Here is a 16,605-nt window from a genome sequence, read left to right on the forward strand (position 1 = left end):
GGAAGACGGTTTTGTCTTTCACTTACTTCCATTTCTGCGCTTCCGGACCGCGCAGCTTAAATCCGCTTTTCTTCTGGAACAGATCGTTCGCTTCCTTCAAAGCATCATTGCCGCCTTTGCTTTTCCATTCTTCAATGACCTTCGGCCAATCCGTGATTGGCTCTTTACCGTAGACCATTTTCACCATATGTGTTAGCAATACCGGCGGAGGCGTATCGGATAAAGGCGCGATATCGGGATTTTTTTGCATCGTTTGCAGCGCAGGATCGAACTCAAGGCCACCACGTCCTTCATTCGGCAAAATCGTTTCGAACGTCTTCAGCAGTTCTTGGCCCGCAGGCGTCGCACCTAGAATTTGTTTGCGGTAGGCATCGTCCTTCACCATATGCAGGAAGCCGCTTAAATAGCGCTGTTCGGATACTTCAGCATCCGTCTTTGGATCGATCGGCAGTGTGAGATCAAACCACTTATCGGCTTCTTCCGTCACTTGCCAGTCGAAGAACTTGATGATACCGGCAAGCTTCTCTTTCGGTGTTTTCGCGTTGATGAAGTACGCTCGTGCGCCTGAAGAGTATAAGTAGCCGCCGCCCTTCCCGTCCGTACCGGCTGGAGAAGGAATAATTTTGATCTTGGCATCCGGAACAGCCTGCTGCAGTTGAGTCTGCCATTGCAGCATCTCTTGCGCATTCATTTCCCACATGCCGGCTTTTCCTTGCAAAATAATATTTTTAAAATTCGTCGGATTAATCGTTGCGAATTCTTTATTGATCAGACCTTCGTCGAACATCGTTTTATACGTTTGCAGCGCCTTTTCCATATTTTCCGTATCGAAAAATTTCGGTTGAACAGTGCCGTTCACAACTTCATACTGGCTGGAATAAGGGTAAACGTCATACGCCCCAAAGAATAAGTCTGCGTATTTGAAGTCTTGGCGTCCCATGAACGGGTTCTCGACGCCAAGCTTTTTGAAGGAGCGCAGCATATCCATGTATTCCTCGACCGTCTTCGGATCCTTCGTGATACCAGCCTTCTTCATCAAATCTTCCCGTACCCATGTTGAACGGCGGGAGGGTTGGGAAATAAATTCCGGGATCGCGTAAATTTTGCCGTTCAGCGTCACTTCATCCCATGCGGCTTGCGGGATTGCTTTCATTAAGTTCGGACCGTACTGCTTGAGCAGACCGGTTAGATCCAAAAATACGCCGGCTTGCACGGATCCCGCGAGCTCTTTGCCTGTGGTGCTGGCATTCGCCTGCACAACTTCCGGTATATCGCCTGTTGCAAACATTTGAATCATCTTCTTCTCAAATTCAGCGTGCGGAACGAGGCGGATATCCAGATCCGAATTCGTTTTCTTTTCTAACTCTTTGACCCATTTGTCATCATTCAGATTATTGACGGCCTTCTCCACGTAATCAAAGTTCAGCGTGCGCAAAGAGATGCTAAATTTCGTGGGGCCTTGCTGTGCCTTAGGCGTTTCTGCTGCAGCCTTCGGTGTCTCTGAGGAATTGACCGGAGCATTCGTGCCTGTAGCGTTGTTCGTACTCGGATTCGAGCAGCCAATCGTACCGACGGTTAAGGCAACCGCCACTGTACTTGCCATCCACTTCCATTTTTTCATCGTACCCCTCATTCCTGTTCATTATATGATTAAACGAAAGCACGCGATTCAGCTTTGCTTTCTGTTAAATCCGGCTGCACAGTGTAATAAGTGTACGGCAATTCTGCAACTCTCCTGAATGTAAGCGCTGCCAACTTATGCATTAATAGTAAAGCTTGCACGCCCATCCACACTATAGAATTCCTTTAGATCGGATCGTGTTTTTTTTAGGTACCTGATGATGGCCATATGCAAGTTTCAGGATCTTTTTCGGGCAAAAACTGAACAAAGACTGTAGACCCAAGCTGGTGCGTGTCTGATCGATCCAGATACGTGATCCGGCAGCACAACTGTGGGGGCTCCATCCAATAGGTTTGTTGATCCATCCTTGTCGACAGCTTTTGCGCTAGCTTAACAAACACCGCCTGATCGTGCTCCGTAAATCCATCCCTGACAAAACCGACAGGCTTATGCTTTACCGTTCTAAAATTGAGCCCAATTACAAGCTCAAAGGGGTTCAGCTTGTAGCCCAGAATCATGACATCGATCGTTCGGGCATGCTTCATTTTCAGCCAGTCGGCGCTTCTGACGCCTTGCACGTACGCCGTATCTTTTCGCTTGGCGATCATCCCCTCCATGCCCTGCTCGCGCGTAACGTCAAACATCGCCTGCCCTTGATCTTCGACGTACATCGTCGGCATAAGCACAGGCGTCGTTTCGATGGCATCCATTAACCGCGCTTTGCGGGTTACTAGTGGTTCATCCACGTGCGGCCGGTCCGAGTATAGGAGGTCGAACGCCACAAACGTCACGGGATGCGTGCCGGCAGCCTGCTTGATTTTCATCGACTGGCTGAGGCGCAGCCTGTACGAAACATCATCGAAACATGCTTGCCCGCCCCGGATGACAATGCCTTCGCAGTCCAAGATCGCCGAATGCAGCTTGATCCCAGCGCCGACCAGCCCGATCTCCGGAAATTGGCTCGTCACCTTGCTCCCGTTTCGCGTGTAGGCTTCGATCCGGCTGCCCTGTTTATGCAGCAGGATGCGTGAGCCGTCCCATTTGGGCTCAAATATGTAATTGGCATCGTCAAATGGACTTGTCCAGCTGCTCGCAAGCATCGGCTTGATGGGCGTGAAAAGCATCGTATGTGCCTCCCGGCTAAATCAATTTTATTAATCCGGTTTGTTAATATCTAACCTCGCACCTTATTCCATTGTGGACGGGATTTTTACTAGTTATTCCTTGGCAATTACTCCAGCAATGCGACTATAACGGAACTGACTTACCCATAGCCCCTTTCCCACAATCGCCGAATAAATTTATAATTGAGTACCAACATGACTAACAAAAATGGATAGATCAACAAAGAATTCCATAGGTGCCATGAAACGTAATAAAACCAATCTGCTGCCGCATAGGCTTTCCATTAGGATACAAATTCAGATAGATGATGGAAACAGCCGGATATACGAAAAAAATTGGTATTAACCCGACATATTCAAATCCTTCATTAAAATATCCATAAAAATGGTCATGCAAATTTAAATTGGAATCTACCGTATACTCTGAGCGCGTAATTATCGAACATGATGCTTTCTCTATCACACTCTCAAGCAATAAATTTAAACCGTAATACCCAATGTATTCACGCGTGGGTACAAAACGTCCCTCCTAATCGCGATTACTTTTTGGTATGCTGAGAACCAAGCGTAGCATTTTCCTCGATGATGACTTCCCTACTTTTTGAAATACCGATTCTTTGGGCTACATATATGCCTGTATGACCTGAGAACAAGTAACTAATAATGCAACCGATGAACATATATACAGCACCTTCCGCCCCGAACAGTTCGATTCCCATAATGAAACAAGCAAGAGGGGTGTTGGTTGCACCACTGAAAACAGAGATAAAACCAATTGCCGCTAAGAATGGAACAGATAAATGCAAATAATGTGCCAATGCACTTCCCAAAGTCGAACCGATTGCAAATAATGGAGTTACTTCTCCGCCTTGGAAACCCGCTCCTAACGTAACTGACGTAAAGAGTGTTTTCAGCAAAAAGGTTAAGGGAGATACACTTTCATTGAATGACTGTTGAATGAGCGGTATACCCAAGCCTAGATATGCTCTTGTGCCAAGCAGATAGACCATCCCAATAATAACGAATCCACCGCAAAAACTTTTCATGACAGGATTCTTAAATAGCTTCGAAAATATAGCTTTTAGACGATGGGTAAGTTTACTGAACAATAAACCTGTTAACCCGAACAAGACGGCTGCAAATACGACTTTCAATAAGAGTAGGGTACTAAAGCCAGGTACTATGCCCATGTGATAATGTAAATGTTGGATCCCCCAAGCTGTTGTCATTTTATCGCCTACAAAACTTGCTATGAAGCAGGGAATCAGGGCTTCGTATCGTATAAGACCAATCACAAGAACCTCAAGACCGAAAACCGTACCTGCCAATGGAGTGCCGAAAACTGAGCCAAAGCCGCTACTAATGCCGCACATCAAAATGATTTTACGGTCATGGGAGTTTAATTTAAAAAGTTTACCAATCCATTCGGATAAACTGCCCCCCATTTGTACCGCCGTTCCTTCACGTCCTGCCGAACCACCGAAAAGATGCGTTATTATCGTTCCGAACAAAACGAGAGGTGCCATTCGAAAAGGGATCGTGCCATTGCCTTCATGAATTTGCTCGAGGATAAGATTATTGCCTTTGGATGAATCTTTGCCAAACTTCAAATATAGGTAACTGACAACAGCACCGCCAATAGGCAAAAGCCATAATAACCATGTATGGGTAGTTCGCGTGTTCGTTGCCCAATCTAAACTCGCTAGGAACAGCGCTGATGCGGAGCCAGTAAAGATTCCTACAAGTCCACCTAATACAAGCCATTTGAGTAATGAAACCAAGATACCAACATGAATCCATCTTTCCGCATAGCCCCTGACTCTTAATGCTTGGCCTTCAAAGAACATTTTCAAACTGCTCGTCTCTCCTTTTAAAAATGATGATAAAAACAAAAAATCCTACCAGTCCATGTCAAATAAACTGGTAGGAGTCATTAGCACAATGGCGGTTAACGGCGAACTCCATCGCCTATTCGATTACTATTTTATACTATAAGCGACCTTTGCCGTTCATGTCAATTATATTTGAAAGGTGGACGTACAATCGGATCGGACGTTTATTTCAAATCGAATTTGGTGAAAACTGATTAAGTACTTCACTTTGCATACTGGTGGTTACATATATGGAGTTCATTTTGCCTTATTTCACATTCATAATCGCACTTTTCATCATTTGGTTCATGCCTAAATATCTCTCCAGACGAGAAATCTATATTACTTGGGGCTGGATGGCCGCTTTAACGGTGTATACCGATCTCATATTGGGTGTCATTTTCGATCTTTACGACTTTGGCAATGAACCCGCCATTGATTTCTTTGACTTGCCCTTACAAGCAACTCTTGCCCCTTCAGCAGCAATCATTATTTTAAACTTTATGCCCCGAAGTAAAAAGAGCTTCATCCTATATCTGGTAGCTGTCGTGCTTTTTTCAATTTTCTATGAGTGGCTTTGTACGTTAACCGGCTATATTGTCCCAAAAGGTTGGAAATTATGGTATTCAGCACCCTTCTATCTATTGGGCACGCTCTTTATTAGATGGCATTTATTTTTCCTAAGAAAAAAATCATAAAAAAACCCACTCCTTGTATGAGTTTCCATACAAAAAGTGAGTTCCTCCGATGCTTTAGTCTTCAAACTCCACGTTATGATAAACTTGCTGAACATCCTCCAAGTCTTCCAGGGCGTCAATCAGCTTTTCGAATTGTGCTTGTCCATCTTCCGGCAAAGTTACGAAGTTCTGTGCGAGCATTGTGACCTCAGCGATCGCAAATTCCGTGATGCCCACTTGCTTGAACGCTTCTTGCACAGCGGAGAATTGCTCCGGATCGGCATACACCATCACCGTTTCATCTTCCTCCACGATGTCGCGAACGTCAACATCCGCTTCCAGCAAAATCTCCATCACTTCATCCATGCTTTTATCTTCGATACCGATAACGGCCGTCTGATCGAACATATACGATACAGAGCCGCTTACACCCATGTTCCCGCCGCTTTTCGTAAAGCAAGAACGAACAGCAGGAGCGGTCCGGTTCACGTTATTGGTCAGCGCATCCACGATCACCATAGAACCGTTCGGTCCGAATCCTTCATAGCGAAGCTCTTCATAAATCTCATCCGAGCTGCCTTTGGCTTTATCGATGGCACGGTCGATAATCGCTTTAGGCACGTTGTATGTCTTCGCACGTTCAAGTACGACTTTCAGGGCACGGTTCGCTTCCGGATCCGGCTCCCCTTTCCGCGCAGCTACATAGATTTCAAGACCGAATTTGGCATAAATACGGCTTGTATTTGCATCTTTACTGGCTTTCTTTTCTTTAATGTTATTCCACTTACGGCCCACGATGATCCCACTTTCTATATTGATTTCACCTTATATTATAACCGATTTTGTTCCAATATGGAAAAATTAATATCAAATCTTCACAGCGAGCGCCGTCCCGCTCCTATTTGCTCCCTGCGCAGCGCACTCCGACTCCTTCAGCGCAACACCTCGCGCGCTATACGATGACCCGCCAGAACGATCCCTATCGTCACCAGCCCATACGGTGCATACCTTATGAAATCTCCATAATCAATGATCCCTTCGAGCAGCAAACGGTAGCCAACATATAAACTATAAGGCAATGTAATCAGCACGGCGGTCAAAGTCCCGAGGGCATAGACCCTGAATAACAAACTCTGACCGACATGGGTGAAAATGTGCAGAAAAAGCAGCAGATTGAAGCCGACGAACGGACCAACAATCTGTTTCTCTGCAGCCAAATAACTGGCGCCAATATATACGACGAATTGCAGCAGCACAGGGATTGCAAAACGGGCGGAAGTGACCAGCGCCATATCGGCGAAAACCTTTTGCATGCGGAATGGAACTCTCGCCGCTACATGACTGCCATACTTTTTAAACCATGCTTCTACGAATATAATCTCTTCGAAATCATGCAGCATGAACGTAGCCGGAAATAACCAGATGAGTGTCGACAGATTGATGTTCAATTGCAGCCATTCTAGCATAATTGCCTCCTACGAGATCCTCTGTTTCATACGCTGCTACTATCTTTCTCCTCCCATACATAAATTCCCTTCTGTCCACACTTCTTCTATGAGACGAACATATACTAGATTAGTTACGAGTAGAAAGGAGGTATTCCACATGAATCGATCGGAAAATTACAAATTATGTAAAAGGTACCTCCACCGCCAAGTGAGGATCAAAACGACGAAGGGCACGTTTACAGGAACGATTGTCAAGGTCGATAACAACAAAGTTTATTTAAAAACGGTAAGGCCTGGCAACAAAGCTCACGTCTCCTTCTTCCCTTTCATCATCCCGCTAGTATTGTTTGATTTGCTTGCCATTGCACTGCTGGATACAAGACCGTTTTTCCCGTTTGGACGGTGCTAACCGCTAATATTTATCAAAAAAGGAGCTAGCAGCTTAAAGCTGCATAGCTCCTATTTTTTCTTATCGCTGCCTGCTCAGCCCTGAACCGCAAAACTCCGCGTTTCTGCAGCCGTCATACTGGGTTCAACCGGATAGCGCTTCATCAGCTCTTGCACGGAGATCGCAACGATACGGGGTGAGAGCTGGCTTTTGCTTGCCTCCAACCTCTCACGGCCATTCGGATGAAACACATAAAGCAGCAGCCGCAAGTAAAGCTGGCTAGCTTTTTTAAACAGACCTTCCGGCAGCTGCTCCACCGTGAAGCCCAACTGCCTGGAGCCGCGATGAATCATCGTAACGCCATATACACCTCTCACCTCGCGGTGCATGTATAAATACGCCGTGAGCACGGGCAGGAAGCGCTGCACTTCACGAATCATATGGACGGCTAACTGGACCATGGAATTCGACTCCGCCATCATATGAAACAACCGTTCATTATTGAAATGGAGCTCCAGCACCAAATCGCCGGAGCGGATTTCCTCGCCGTTGTCCAATTGCAGCGGCTTCCCTTTGTATTTGCATACGCGGCTATAAAAGATCGGATGGTGCAGGTCAATCGGACGAATATTGAACCACCAGTGGAAAAGCCGGTCCCATCTGAGCCATACTTGGATGAGTCCTTTTTTCACCCAACTGGCCGGCTGCCGCTTCGCCAGCTCATCAATTTGCGTGTACGTGTCAATCCGCAAAAAAGTGAATCCGCGACGCTTGCAGATGTCCAGGAAATCGGCAAGCGCCTCCAGCATATGCACAGGGGCATCTTCGTCCGCGCCAAAAGTCTGTCCGCTATCATGGAGCACGATGATATCGTTGCTGCTGAGCTTCGCCAGCAGCTTCTTGATAATTCGCTCCTTGCCACCGCTGCTCCGCCAATCCCCCACCATTAACGACCATAACACCACACGGAATCGTTTCATTAATAAGAAATCGAACAAATTGAAAATGCCCCATGGCGGCCTGTAAAATATCGGCGTTTCCCCGGTTATTTTCTCAATCACGGCAATGGAGCTGTTTAGCTGAGCTCTCACCTTGCGCGGAGGGAGAAAGGCATTCGCCCAATGCACATAGTTATGGACACCGATCAAATGTCCTTCGAGATGTATGCGCCGAATCAACTCAGGATGCTGCTCTGCTTTGGAGCCAAGAACGAAAAAAGTCGCTTTCACTTGGTGCTTTTTCAGAAGATCAAGCAATTGCGGCGTGTACTCGGGATCTGGCCCATCGTCAAAAGTTAGCGCGATGCCATTGCCGCCTCTCCCCTTCTTATAAACACCAATACCGAATAATCGGATAAGGATTGTAGGCAATATCGAATAAACCAGCAACAACAGTAATAGAACCCACAACAACGTACTCATCCCTATCCCCATCCCCTCTTTCGCCTGCCTTATCAATATATGATTAGAATCAGAAATAACGACCTGTTTATTCAAACGAGCTGGTTGCTGTAACGACATATCAGTTATCTTGTTTTGTTTACCTACAAGCCATTCATTTTCAATACATACAAAAAATGCCATCTCATCCTTTTGGAAAAGGACGACACAGCATATCTATGGTTATTCAGATTTCGACTTTGAACTTGTTTTTTGAAAGTGAGCTTCTTTGTTCGTAATGGATGTCAACGTATATTCCCCCAAGGCATGAATGCGTCCACGGAACGCAGCAGGAAAATCCGGCTGGTCGATATCAATGAGGTCATCTAGTTCATTATACCACGGTAAGAGATTATAGCGAATCACTAATTCATTTTCTTTCACTTTAAGTCCACCTCATATTCCATATCTGGTTTGCAAGCACATACTAGTATATGTGAGATAGGATAGAAAGTAGTAGACAGTTTCACCTGATACAAATATACAACTTTTTAAGTCTATGGCTCTTCATTCATTTCTTTGATAGGAAAGCGCAATGTCCAGCGAAGCGTCATCATTGCTCATCAGTGCGATATCTTTCTTCCCGTTGCCGTCAAAATCAGCGATGAACAGGCGACTGTTTTTCCGCCCCCAAGGTCCGAAGACAGAAAGAAGTTGATACGTATGGTCATCGGTTTGATGATACACACGGCTCGTTAAGTTCTTCTCATCCCAGCGCAAAATGTCTTCTTTGCCATCGCCGTTAAAATCGCCGAAACGGATTTCACCCAGCTCAGCCGGCACGTTGAAAGTCACTTTCTTGGCTGCCCACTGTAAATGATTACGGTCAAAATCCAATTGGATCCCTTCCGAAGTGTCGGGCTTCGACATAAATAAGCTTTGCTTGTTTTGCCCTTTTAGTTCCCGCACGATCAGTTCCCTGACAGCAGCTGTCTTAAACACATAAGGCTTAATCGGCTTCGCAACACCTTTATGTAAATAAACGCCAAGCAATTGTGTCCGATCCTGGGACTGACCTGCCAGGACACAATCGCCGTCAGGTTGGCGCAACTCATAAAGATCAAGCCAGCGATTCGCAGGAATCGCCCAGCGGTGGTTCATAATAAAGCGGTTACCAGCCGAAAAGTAGCTTTCCAGCTTGCCAGATGGATGGACGACCCAGAGTCCCTTCTTCCCGTCTCCATTCCGGTCATTTAATGTAAACGCAGCGCCATCCGACTTGGCCATCGTCGCCCAAACCTGAGGCGCCGGCTGCGCTTCGTTCCGCTGACCGTTAAATTGACCCGCCGTGACGGTGAATTCCCCTAATGTTCGCGACCAAGCGACGATATCCATCTGCCCCCGGCCCCTCACATCACCGATCTGCACATCCGAAGCTTGCCGGACATTAGCTACGTTCACGCGATGTGCGGGTGTAAAAGGCACGTAGTCATGGAGGCTATAGAAGACGTATCCTTTTTGACGAACCTGGGCGATCAGCTTTTGCAAATTGCTCTTCAAACTCTTGGGATACGTAAACTCAGGCAAACCATCGCGAATCAAAGGCCTGCCATCCGAATCTTCCACAGGCTGCAATTGATCAAATTCGAGATACGGATGATAAAAAAACGAATTCACGCGGTCTGTTTTGCCGATTTGATTAAGAATCACTTTTTCATCCCTGTTGCCGGGGATATACGATAGCGGTGTCGGTACATACACAGAGCCGTAAGTAGTCGCACCGAAACCTGTGTTAAGCTCATTCTGATATTGGGCTCTGGCAGGATTCGGATTGACCGATACGCGAGCTTGATAAATAAGGCCGAAATACGCTTGAAAAACGCTATCCTGCGCCGGCGCCGTATGGTAGTGCGGGGCTTCCCAAAAATGCGGCATATATCCCGCTTGCCGAAGGACACGGAGCCCTTCCTGCAGACGCTGTTCGGCAAATTGAGGCGTAGCTGTACGCGCTTCCCCGGCAATATCAAATTCGTTGCCGATCCCGGAAGCTTGATGACCATCCTCGCGCCATACATCGCCGGTTTGGTGCGTATAGCCGTGCATGCCGATCGTACCGCCGCCAGCCATCGCTTGATGCAGCACTTGATTGAAAGCATCGATATAGGGCTGGCCTTGTTGATTTAAAGCCCGGTCATACCGTGCACCGTTCTCCGATACATTGATCCATCTTGGGATGACCGCCATACTGTACGGAATATGCTCTTGCTTAAGCATCTCCAGCACTGTCCGGAGCTTACCGAGTCCATCCAGCGAACTGTAGTATCCTCCAGGCCCGATGTCCTCCAGCCGCATCATCACAAAGTGCGGACTCGACTCCGCGCCTTCAACAGTAATCATGTGATACAGTCCAAAAAATAAACTGCAAGCTAAAAATGAGGGAATCAAAAGCTTCATCCATTGATGTTTATTAAGGCGGCCTTTCATATCGCTACTCCCCTCAAACTGATGAATCCTGATGGCTCAGTTGTACTATATCTATGTCTTTTTGTCTACAAAATTGCAACAATTTTTGACGTGGTTAGACAAGCTCGCGGTTTGACTCCGGGCAGCGTTAGTGCTACAATGCAAGCAAATTTAAATGCTACTTGAACGGAGGAGATCACGCTGCCTCATATGACACGCAAGAAATGCTGGGTCGTATTGGTATGGATCGTGATCGGAATGTTCGTCTTTCCGTTAACGCCACCGATCTCCCAACACTTTCCACTAGATGTCGAACAGTTGGTTCAATCCAGCAATACGCAAGTCCTGACCCATCAGGAGAGTATTCCGAATAAGCAGATCATCCAAACTTATATTCATATCATTCACTCGCATGACGACCTTCTCCGTCTTCACTATATATTTGTTTTCGTACTCTTTATTCCTTTTTTACTGTCCAAAATACGAGAACAATTGAAGGAAGCCATGCTAGAATTCCGCAAATTCATGTCCATGTACGTAGGCCTCATTCATACGACTTCATCACGATAATTAATTCATCAATGAATGAAATGTGGAAGAGAGGAACAGTACATGCCTACACAGCATCAAAAGTTAACACCAGTCAAGTTTTTGCGTCGAATTGTTTTTATGTTAATTGGATCCGCTTTGTTCTCCGTGGGTCTAGAGATCTTTCTAGTACCTAACAACATTATTGATGGCGGTATTGTCGGTATTTCCATCATCATCTCGCATATAACCGGCTTGCCCCTTGGCGTATTTCTGGTCATTTTAAATTTGCCTTTCCTACTGTTAGGTTACAAACAAATTGGTAAAACGTTTGCTTTCTCAACTTTATTTTCCGTCATCGTCATGTCAATCGGAAGCTCGCTGCTGCATCCCGTGCAAGCGATCACGATCGATCCGCTGCTCGCTGCTGTATTTGGCGGTATTACACTCGGGATTGGGGTCGGTCTCGTCATCCGCTCCGGGGGCTCCTTGGACGGTTCTGAAATCGTAGCGATTCTGGTCAGCAAGAAGACGCCGTTTTCCGTCGGCGAGATCGTCATGTTCATCAACTTCTTCATTCTCGGCAGCGCCGGGTTTGTGTTCGGTTGGGATCATGCCATGTACTCCCTTATCGCTTACTATATCGCTTTTAAATTGATCGATATTACGATCGAAGGCTTGGATCAATCCAAATCGGTTTGGATCATCAGCGACGAATCTGAGCAGATTGGCGAAGCGATCACAGAGCGGCTAGGTCGCGGTGTCACTTACTTGATGGGTGAGGGCGCATTTACCGGAAATGACAAAAAAGTCATCTTCAGCGTCATCACCCGCTTGGAAGAAGCGAAGCTGAAGTCGATCGTCGACGAGCTCGATCCGCGAGCGTTTCTGGCTATCGGCAACATCCACGATGTGAAGGGCGGCCGCTTCAAGAAAAAGGATATCCATTAAGATGCAGACTGGCGCGGAGTTTTTCTTCCGTGCCTTTTTGCTGCATCCGCGGCCTCGCCTACGGCTAGATCATCGCACACGCGGCTGGATCCATTGATGAATTCCATAGAAATCGCTTATAATGGTCAAATAATCGATATCGAATAAGGAATGTGATCGCATGCTTAGCGCCATTATTTTAGGAGTCATCGCACTGGTCATCATTATCGCTCTTACCTTTTGGGCGACGAAAAAAGCCTACTCCCGTAAATGGGATGAAGAAGAATAAGCAATAAAAAAGGAACTTCGCCGAATCACGCGAAGTTCCTTTTTCGTGTTTAATAATAAGCGGCCAAATCGATCTTCCGGCCGCTCCTCGCGCTCTCCAGCGCGCCAAGCACCATGGCCATGCTTTTAATATTGTCGCGGCAGTCGGTTTCCGCGCGCCGGCCTTCCTGCAGCGCAGCGAACATCTCATCGAGGCAACCGCGATGCCCGCTGTGCCCGGGCCAGCTCACATCTGCCTCGATGCGCGCATGCTCGCGCAAGAACTTGCCGGCCTGCTCGCCCGGCCCGACGATCTCGGCGAACGGCGCATGCTCGCCGTCCCAAACGGCGGTGCCCAGCTCGCCGGTCACGCGCCACGCCGACTCCCAGGAAGTCGGCGCTCCCTCCGCGCTCCATGAGCCGCGGTAGCAGAAGACCGTACCATCTGACATCTCATAGATGCAGATGGCGGAGGCGCTCCCGGCGTACCAGGAGCCGGGAGGATTGAACTCATGGCAGTACACCGACACAGGGTCTGCCTTAATCAAGAAGCGAGCCTGGTCGAACGTGTGGATGGCCATGTCCAGGATCAGCGGGCTTTCCATCGCATCGCGAAAGCCCCCGAAATGCGGCGCCAAGAAAAAGTCGGCGCCGATATAGCCGATGCGGCCGATCGTGCCCGCATCGATCAGCCCGCGCAACGCGCGAATATTCGCGTTGTAGCGCCGGTTCTGCATGACGGATAGGCTCTTGCCCGTCTGCTCCGCTAAAGCCACGATCGCTCGCGCTTCTTCCATCGTGGCTGCCATCGGCTTTTCGCCGAAGACGTCGCATCCATGCCGCAAAGCCGACGTGCAAACATGATGGTGACTCGACGGTATCGTTATGTCCATCACCAGATTTGCACCCGTCTCTTGAATCGCCTGCTCCACATCGGTATAAATCGCGCACGTTAACCCATGGCGATCTGCCATCGCTTGAGCAAACTCCGCTTTAATATCGACCAGCGCCACAATTTCCACGTCATGTCGTCCCTTGGTGTCCTCTACCCACACATTTGCCATGCTTCCACAACCGACAACTACAACTCGATAAGCACTCATCTCGCCTAGGCCCCTCTCGCCCGCGCTATTGCTGCTTCACTTATTTGCCCCTTGAAACGGCCAAGGGCGTGGAAGCCAGCGGCAGCTCGTATTTCTTCCAGTTTACCAGAGTCTCTAGCAATAAAGAAAGTACTACGCCCATAACCAAACCATTGCTCACTAACGGACGCAAATACAAAGGCAGCAGCGAAAAAGCTTGCGGCGAAGTGTTCATAATGCTAATCCCTAGTAGCACGGGCAGCGCGATGCGATAAATCGTTTTGGAATTAAATGTAATTCCTTGAATGGTACGAAACGAAGTTCCGAACATCTGTAGATATGCGACAAACAAAACCGCGTTACCTACACTGGCCGGCAGCGAAGAGAACAAATGGCCTAATACTGGAATAAAGCCCAGCGCAGCGAACATCCCGCCACCAAGCATAAGCGCGCGCCGTTCCAAAATTTTCGTACTCTCTAACAAACCTACCGAGGATGTGAACAAACCGAATGGCAGCAAACCGAAGCAAGCGGAAAAAGTGGTAAAAAGTCCTGTCCAGACATACGAACGCTTATATTGAGATTTGGTCGTAGTCGTTTGATACAGCTTTTCCACGGTTGACAAACAAGTAATCGTATTTGTCATATTAATCAATCCAACAATAAACGCCGTTAAAATAATTCCCCATTGCATATTCGGCTTGCCCCAAGGGAATAACGCAAATAAGGAGCCTGCTTCCGTTGGCGGCGCAGATACGTTTGGTATCAAGCACACATAGGCAATCCAGCCGACTAGAATCCCTATCAAAATCGAATAACTGCTAATGAATTTCGATCCTCTGATATGCAGCAGTCCAACCATGATCGCAATCACAATTGACAACCCGGCTACTTTCATGTCAATTTCACCGGCCCCATTGAAACCAAGCATCCCTTTAAAAAAGTTCATCACCAATTGAATCGTCAGCAAAAATAACGAAACGCCCATAACAATCGGGGTAAAGATTTTTTTCAAAAACGAAGCGAAGCCTAGACTTCCTAAGACAATCATCGTGAGCCCTGCTAAAAGAAACCCACTGGCGAGCCCGCCGCCGACTTCCGTCAAACTCATCCCAACCGATTGAGCTGACGCACAAAGGTTAAGTACGAGCCCCCACCAAATCCCTGCCGGTCCATCCATCACCGCATACCGGTGACCCCATAATGCTTGCAGGATGCAGATTACACCGGTCAAAATAAACGAACGCTGCATAGCTCCAGCGATCTCTGCCGCAGGCAAGTTAAACGCGTGCCCTATCGAAAGCGGTACAACAATCGTATTCGTGAACATAAAAAAAAGCCACTGAACACCAGCGAGCCAAATTTTTGGCGATAATTGTTTTAACATCAGATCTGTTACCTTTCTTGTGAAATTTGCCAATCCTTTTGTGCAAAAATATGATAACATGAGTACTAAAATATAAAAAATATATATTTTGTTGCTTTTATATACGATTTTCGTATGGGAAATGAGGTCGCCGTCCGTTGGATATCAAACAACTCCGCTATTTCTTAGCCATTGCCGAAGCAAAACAAATCACAGCAGCAGCGAAAAAGCTGCACATGGCTCAACCGCCGCTAAGTCAACAGTTGAAGCTTCTGGAGCAGGAGCTCGGTGTTTCGCTTTTTGAAAAGCGGGGGCGCTATCTGGAACTAACCGAGGCTGGAGCAACCCTTTACCGCTACGCCGAAAAAATTACTAAGGATCTGGAAGAAGCACAAACCGAGGTCACCCAGATCAGCAGCGGTATCCGCGGCAAACTTTCGATCGGTGTCAATACGATTTCGTATTACCCGCTGCCGAAACTGCTTCAATCTTTCCGTGAAACGTACCCACACATTACGTACAAAATCCAGCAAAACGAATCCGCTCAGCTCGCGAAATTGATCAAGGAGAAAGTCATCGAATTGGCCATCATTCGTTTGCCCCTCCTGCTGGAGGACTATTCGGTGTTGCAGCTGCAAAAAGAACGGTTTTATTTTGTAACCTCGATCCCGCAATTGAACGACAATCACTCCGTAACATTGGAAAGCATTGAGAAACATGCACTCATCTTACCGAGTACGGACGGGCTAGGCATCTTTCATTTAATCCTCGAGGAATTCCGGATCAAACAGCTGCAACCGCATATTATCGGCGAGTGCTCGGATATTTCCATTCTCATGGAATTAGTCGCTTCCGGCTTTGGCAGCACAATCGTACCGGAAACTGTGCTCCGTAAGCATCGAGGTTACCGTGTCCAAGCCTATGACATCGAAGACTCCGAAGCCACTGCGTCTTCGGCGGTTATTTGGCTAAAACAACATTACTTGTCCAAAGCAGCTCAGCGTTTTATTGAATTGTTGGCTCATGAAATGAAGTAACTCAGGATTTTTAGCTTCATAGACACCATCTTGTAAGATTTTGCTCTGGCAAGCATGCATAGCCGCTCAAACGCAATCAAAAAAGGGCCCTACAGCTACTAGCTGTAAGAGCCCTTTTTCATTTTAACGAAAAGATGCCAGCAGATTATACATGTAATGCATGGCCTCTTCTTCATCTTTGCCTTTAGTTACAAGCCGAACCAATGTTCCTGCCTTAATCGGCACAAGGAGCATGCCGAGAAGGCTTTTGACATCGACAATATGTTTGAGATCATCGTATGCAAATTCTAAGGTGATATCCGATATGAAATGCGAGGATTGGTTGGATACGTTTGTCAGATCGCTGCGCGCGATGTCAGATTGAATAACAAATTCGTGCACTCGCATTTGCTCACCTTCCTTTTTAACTTGATAGGATCAGTTA

At 47.1% G+C, this 16,605-nt stretch carries 16 protein-coding genes and 1 riboswitch; of the genes, 5 read left to right on the forward strand and 11 right to left on the reverse strand.

Going from position 1 to position 16,605, the window contains the following annotated elements; all coding sequences use genetic code 11:
- Nucleotides 1-22 precede the first annotated feature (22 nt).
- The 3 genes from O9139_RS09275 to O9139_RS09285 form a co-directional block, all read right to left on the reverse strand.
- A complete protein-coding gene (locus O9139_RS09275) occupies nt 23-1,621 on the reverse strand; it encodes a type 2 periplasmic-binding domain-containing protein (protein ID WP_270879179.1) in 1,599 nt (532 codons plus the stop codon).
- A 206-nt stretch (nt 1,622-1,827) separates the two neighbouring features.
- Nucleotides 1,828-2,745 carry an ATP-dependent DNA ligase gene (locus O9139_RS09280; protein WP_270879180.1) on the reverse strand — a complete coding sequence of 306 codons (918 nt, stop codon included), beginning with the start codon at nt 2,743-2,745 and terminating at the stop codon, nt 1,828-1,830.
- Nucleotides 2,746-3,284: 539 nt separating this feature from the next.
- Nucleotides 3,285-4,592: a voltage-gated chloride channel family protein gene (locus tag O9139_RS09285; protein WP_270879459.1), complete on the reverse strand. Its 1,308-nt coding sequence runs from the start codon at nt 4,590-4,592 to the stop codon at nt 3,285-3,287.
- A 70-nt stretch (nt 4,593-4,662) separates the two neighbouring features.
- A riboswitch (Fluoride riboswitch) is annotated at nt 4,663-4,723 on the reverse strand.
- A 144-nt stretch (nt 4,724-4,867) separates the two neighbouring features.
- Between O9139_RS09285 and O9139_RS09290 the strand changes: the two genes are divergently transcribed.
- Nucleotides 4,868-5,314, forward strand: a complete 447-nt coding sequence (locus O9139_RS09290) for a hypothetical protein (protein WP_270879181.1) — start codon at nt 4,868-4,870, stop codon at nt 5,312-5,314.
- Nucleotides 5,315-5,368: 54 nt separating this feature from the next.
- Here the strand turns inward: O9139_RS09290 and O9139_RS09295 are convergent, their stop codons facing one another.
- Entirely contained in the window at nt 5,369-6,088 is a 720-nt protein-coding gene (locus O9139_RS09295) for a YebC/PmpR family DNA-binding transcriptional regulator (protein ID WP_270879182.1), read from the reverse strand.
- Nucleotides 6,089-6,225: 137 nt separating this feature from the next.
- Nucleotides 6,226-6,759: an HXXEE domain-containing protein gene (locus tag O9139_RS09300; protein ID WP_270879183.1), complete on the reverse strand. Its 534-nt coding sequence runs from the start codon at nt 6,757-6,759 to the stop codon at nt 6,226-6,228.
- A gap of 139 nt (nt 6,760-6,898) precedes the next feature.
- Here O9139_RS09300 and O9139_RS09305 point away from each other — a divergent pair, with 139 nt between their 5' ends.
- Nucleotides 6,899-7,150: a hypothetical protein gene (locus O9139_RS09305; protein ID WP_270879184.1), complete on the forward strand. Its 252-nt coding sequence runs from the start codon at nt 6,899-6,901 to the stop codon at nt 7,148-7,150.
- A gap of 74 nt (nt 7,151-7,224) precedes the next feature.
- Here the strand turns inward: O9139_RS09305 and O9139_RS09310 are convergent, their stop codons facing one another.
- The 3 genes from O9139_RS09310 to O9139_RS09320 all read right to left on the reverse strand — a co-directional run bounded on the left by O9139_RS09310 (nt 7,225) and on the right by O9139_RS09320 (nt 10,992).
- Nucleotides 7,225-8,550: a polysaccharide deacetylase family protein gene (locus tag O9139_RS09310; RefSeq protein ID WP_270879185.1), complete on the reverse strand. Its 1,326-nt coding sequence runs from the start codon at nt 8,548-8,550 to the stop codon at nt 7,225-7,227.
- 201 nt (nt 8,551-8,751) lie between these two features.
- Complete coding sequence (locus O9139_RS09315) at nt 8,752-8,952, reverse strand: hypothetical protein (RefSeq protein WP_270879186.1); 201 nt, start codon at nt 8,950-8,952, stop codon at nt 8,752-8,754.
- Between the two features lie 123 nt (nt 8,953-9,075).
- Nucleotides 9,076-10,992 carry a DUF2334 domain-containing protein gene (locus tag O9139_RS09320; protein WP_270879187.1) on the reverse strand — a complete coding sequence of 639 codons (1,917 nt, stop codon included), beginning with the start codon at nt 10,990-10,992 and terminating at the stop codon, nt 9,076-9,078.
- Nucleotides 10,993-11,181: 189 nt separating this feature from the next.
- On the opposite strand from O9139_RS09320, the gene O9139_RS09325 reads away from it, so the two are divergent.
- Entirely contained in the window at nt 11,182-11,541 is a 360-nt protein-coding gene (locus tag O9139_RS09325; RefSeq protein WP_270879188.1) for a hypothetical protein, read from the forward strand.
- A gap of 42 nt (nt 11,542-11,583) precedes the next feature.
- Nucleotides 11,584-12,450, forward strand: coding sequence for a YitT family protein (locus O9139_RS09330; RefSeq protein WP_270879189.1), 867 nt, complete (start codon nt 11,584-11,586; stop codon nt 12,448-12,450).
- Between the two features lie 317 nt (nt 12,451-12,767).
- Here O9139_RS09330 and O9139_RS09335 read toward each other — a convergent pair whose 3' ends face one another.
- Nucleotides 12,768-13,799 carry a Gfo/Idh/MocA family protein gene (locus O9139_RS09335; RefSeq protein WP_270879190.1) on the reverse strand — a complete coding sequence of 344 codons (1,032 nt, stop codon included), beginning with the start codon at nt 13,797-13,799 and terminating at the stop codon, nt 12,768-12,770.
- 40 nt (nt 13,800-13,839) lie between these two features.
- Entirely contained in the window at nt 13,840-15,165 is a 1,326-nt protein-coding gene (locus tag O9139_RS09340; RefSeq protein ID WP_270879191.1) for a uracil/xanthine transporter, read from the reverse strand.
- 137 nt (nt 15,166-15,302) lie between these two features.
- On the opposite strand from O9139_RS09340, the gene O9139_RS09345 reads away from it, so the two are divergent.
- On the forward strand, nt 15,303-16,181 hold the full coding sequence (locus O9139_RS09345) for a LysR family transcriptional regulator (protein WP_270879192.1): 879 nt from the start codon (nt 15,303-15,305) through the stop codon (nt 16,179-16,181).
- A gap of 123 nt (nt 16,182-16,304) precedes the next feature.
- On the opposite strand, the gene O9139_RS09350 is transcribed toward O9139_RS09345, so the two are convergent.
- Nucleotides 16,305-16,568, reverse strand: a complete 264-nt coding sequence (locus tag O9139_RS09350) for an HPr family phosphocarrier protein (RefSeq protein ID WP_270879193.1) — start codon at nt 16,566-16,568, stop codon at nt 16,305-16,307.
- Nucleotides 16,569-16,605 lie beyond the last annotated feature (37 nt).

This window comes from Paenibacillus aestuarii (assembly GCF_027789125.1).
GTDB classification, from domain to species: Bacteria; Bacillota; Bacilli; order Paenibacillales; family NBRC-103111; genus Paenibacillus_E; species Paenibacillus_E aestuarii.

Excerpts from the sequence above, each read along its gene's own strand:
- O9139_RS09285 (WP_270879459.1), bottom strand. The coding sequence starts at position 4,592 with ATGTTCTTTGAAGGCCAAGCATTAAGAGTCAGGGGCTATGCGGAAAGA.
- O9139_RS09280 (WP_270879180.1), bottom strand. The coding sequence starts at position 2,745 with ATGCTTTTCACGCCCATCAAGCCGATGCTTGCGAGCAGCTGGACAAGT.
- O9139_RS09320 (WP_270879187.1), bottom strand. The coding sequence starts at position 10,992 with ATGAAAGGCCGCCTTAATAAACATCAATGGATGAAGCTTTTGATTCCC.
- O9139_RS09330 (WP_270879189.1), top strand. The coding sequence starts at position 11,584 with ATGCCTACACAGCATCAAAAGTTAACACCAGTCAAGTTTTTGCGTCGA.
- O9139_RS09350 (WP_270879193.1), bottom strand. The coding sequence starts at position 16,568 with ATGCGAGTGCACGAATTTGTTATTCAATCTGACATCGCGCGCAGCGAT.
- O9139_RS09290 (WP_270879181.1), top strand. The coding sequence starts at position 4,868 with ATGGAGTTCATTTTGCCTTATTTCACATTCATAATCGCACTTTTCATC.
- O9139_RS09305 (WP_270879184.1), top strand. The coding sequence starts at position 6,899 with ATGAATCGATCGGAAAATTACAAATTATGTAAAAGGTACCTCCACCGC.
- O9139_RS09340 (WP_270879191.1), bottom strand. The coding sequence starts at position 15,165 with ATGTTAAAACAATTATCGCCAAAAATTTGGCTCGCTGGTGTTCAGTGG.
- O9139_RS09275 (WP_270879179.1), bottom strand. The coding sequence starts at position 1,621 with ATGAAAAAATGGAAGTGGATGGCAAGTACAGTGGCGGTTGCCTTAACC.
- O9139_RS09335 (WP_270879190.1), bottom strand. The coding sequence starts at position 13,799 with ATGAGTGCTTATCGAGTTGTAGTTGTCGGTTGTGGAAGCATGGCAAAT.
- O9139_RS09300 (WP_270879183.1), bottom strand. The coding sequence starts at position 6,759 with ATGCTAGAATGGCTGCAATTGAACATCAATCTGTCGACACTCATCTGG.
- O9139_RS09325 (WP_270879188.1), top strand. The coding sequence starts at position 11,182 with ATGACACGCAAGAAATGCTGGGTCGTATTGGTATGGATCGTGATCGGA.
- O9139_RS09310 (WP_270879185.1), bottom strand. The coding sequence starts at position 8,550 with ATGAGTACGTTGTTGTGGGTTCTATTACTGTTGTTGCTGGTTTATTCG.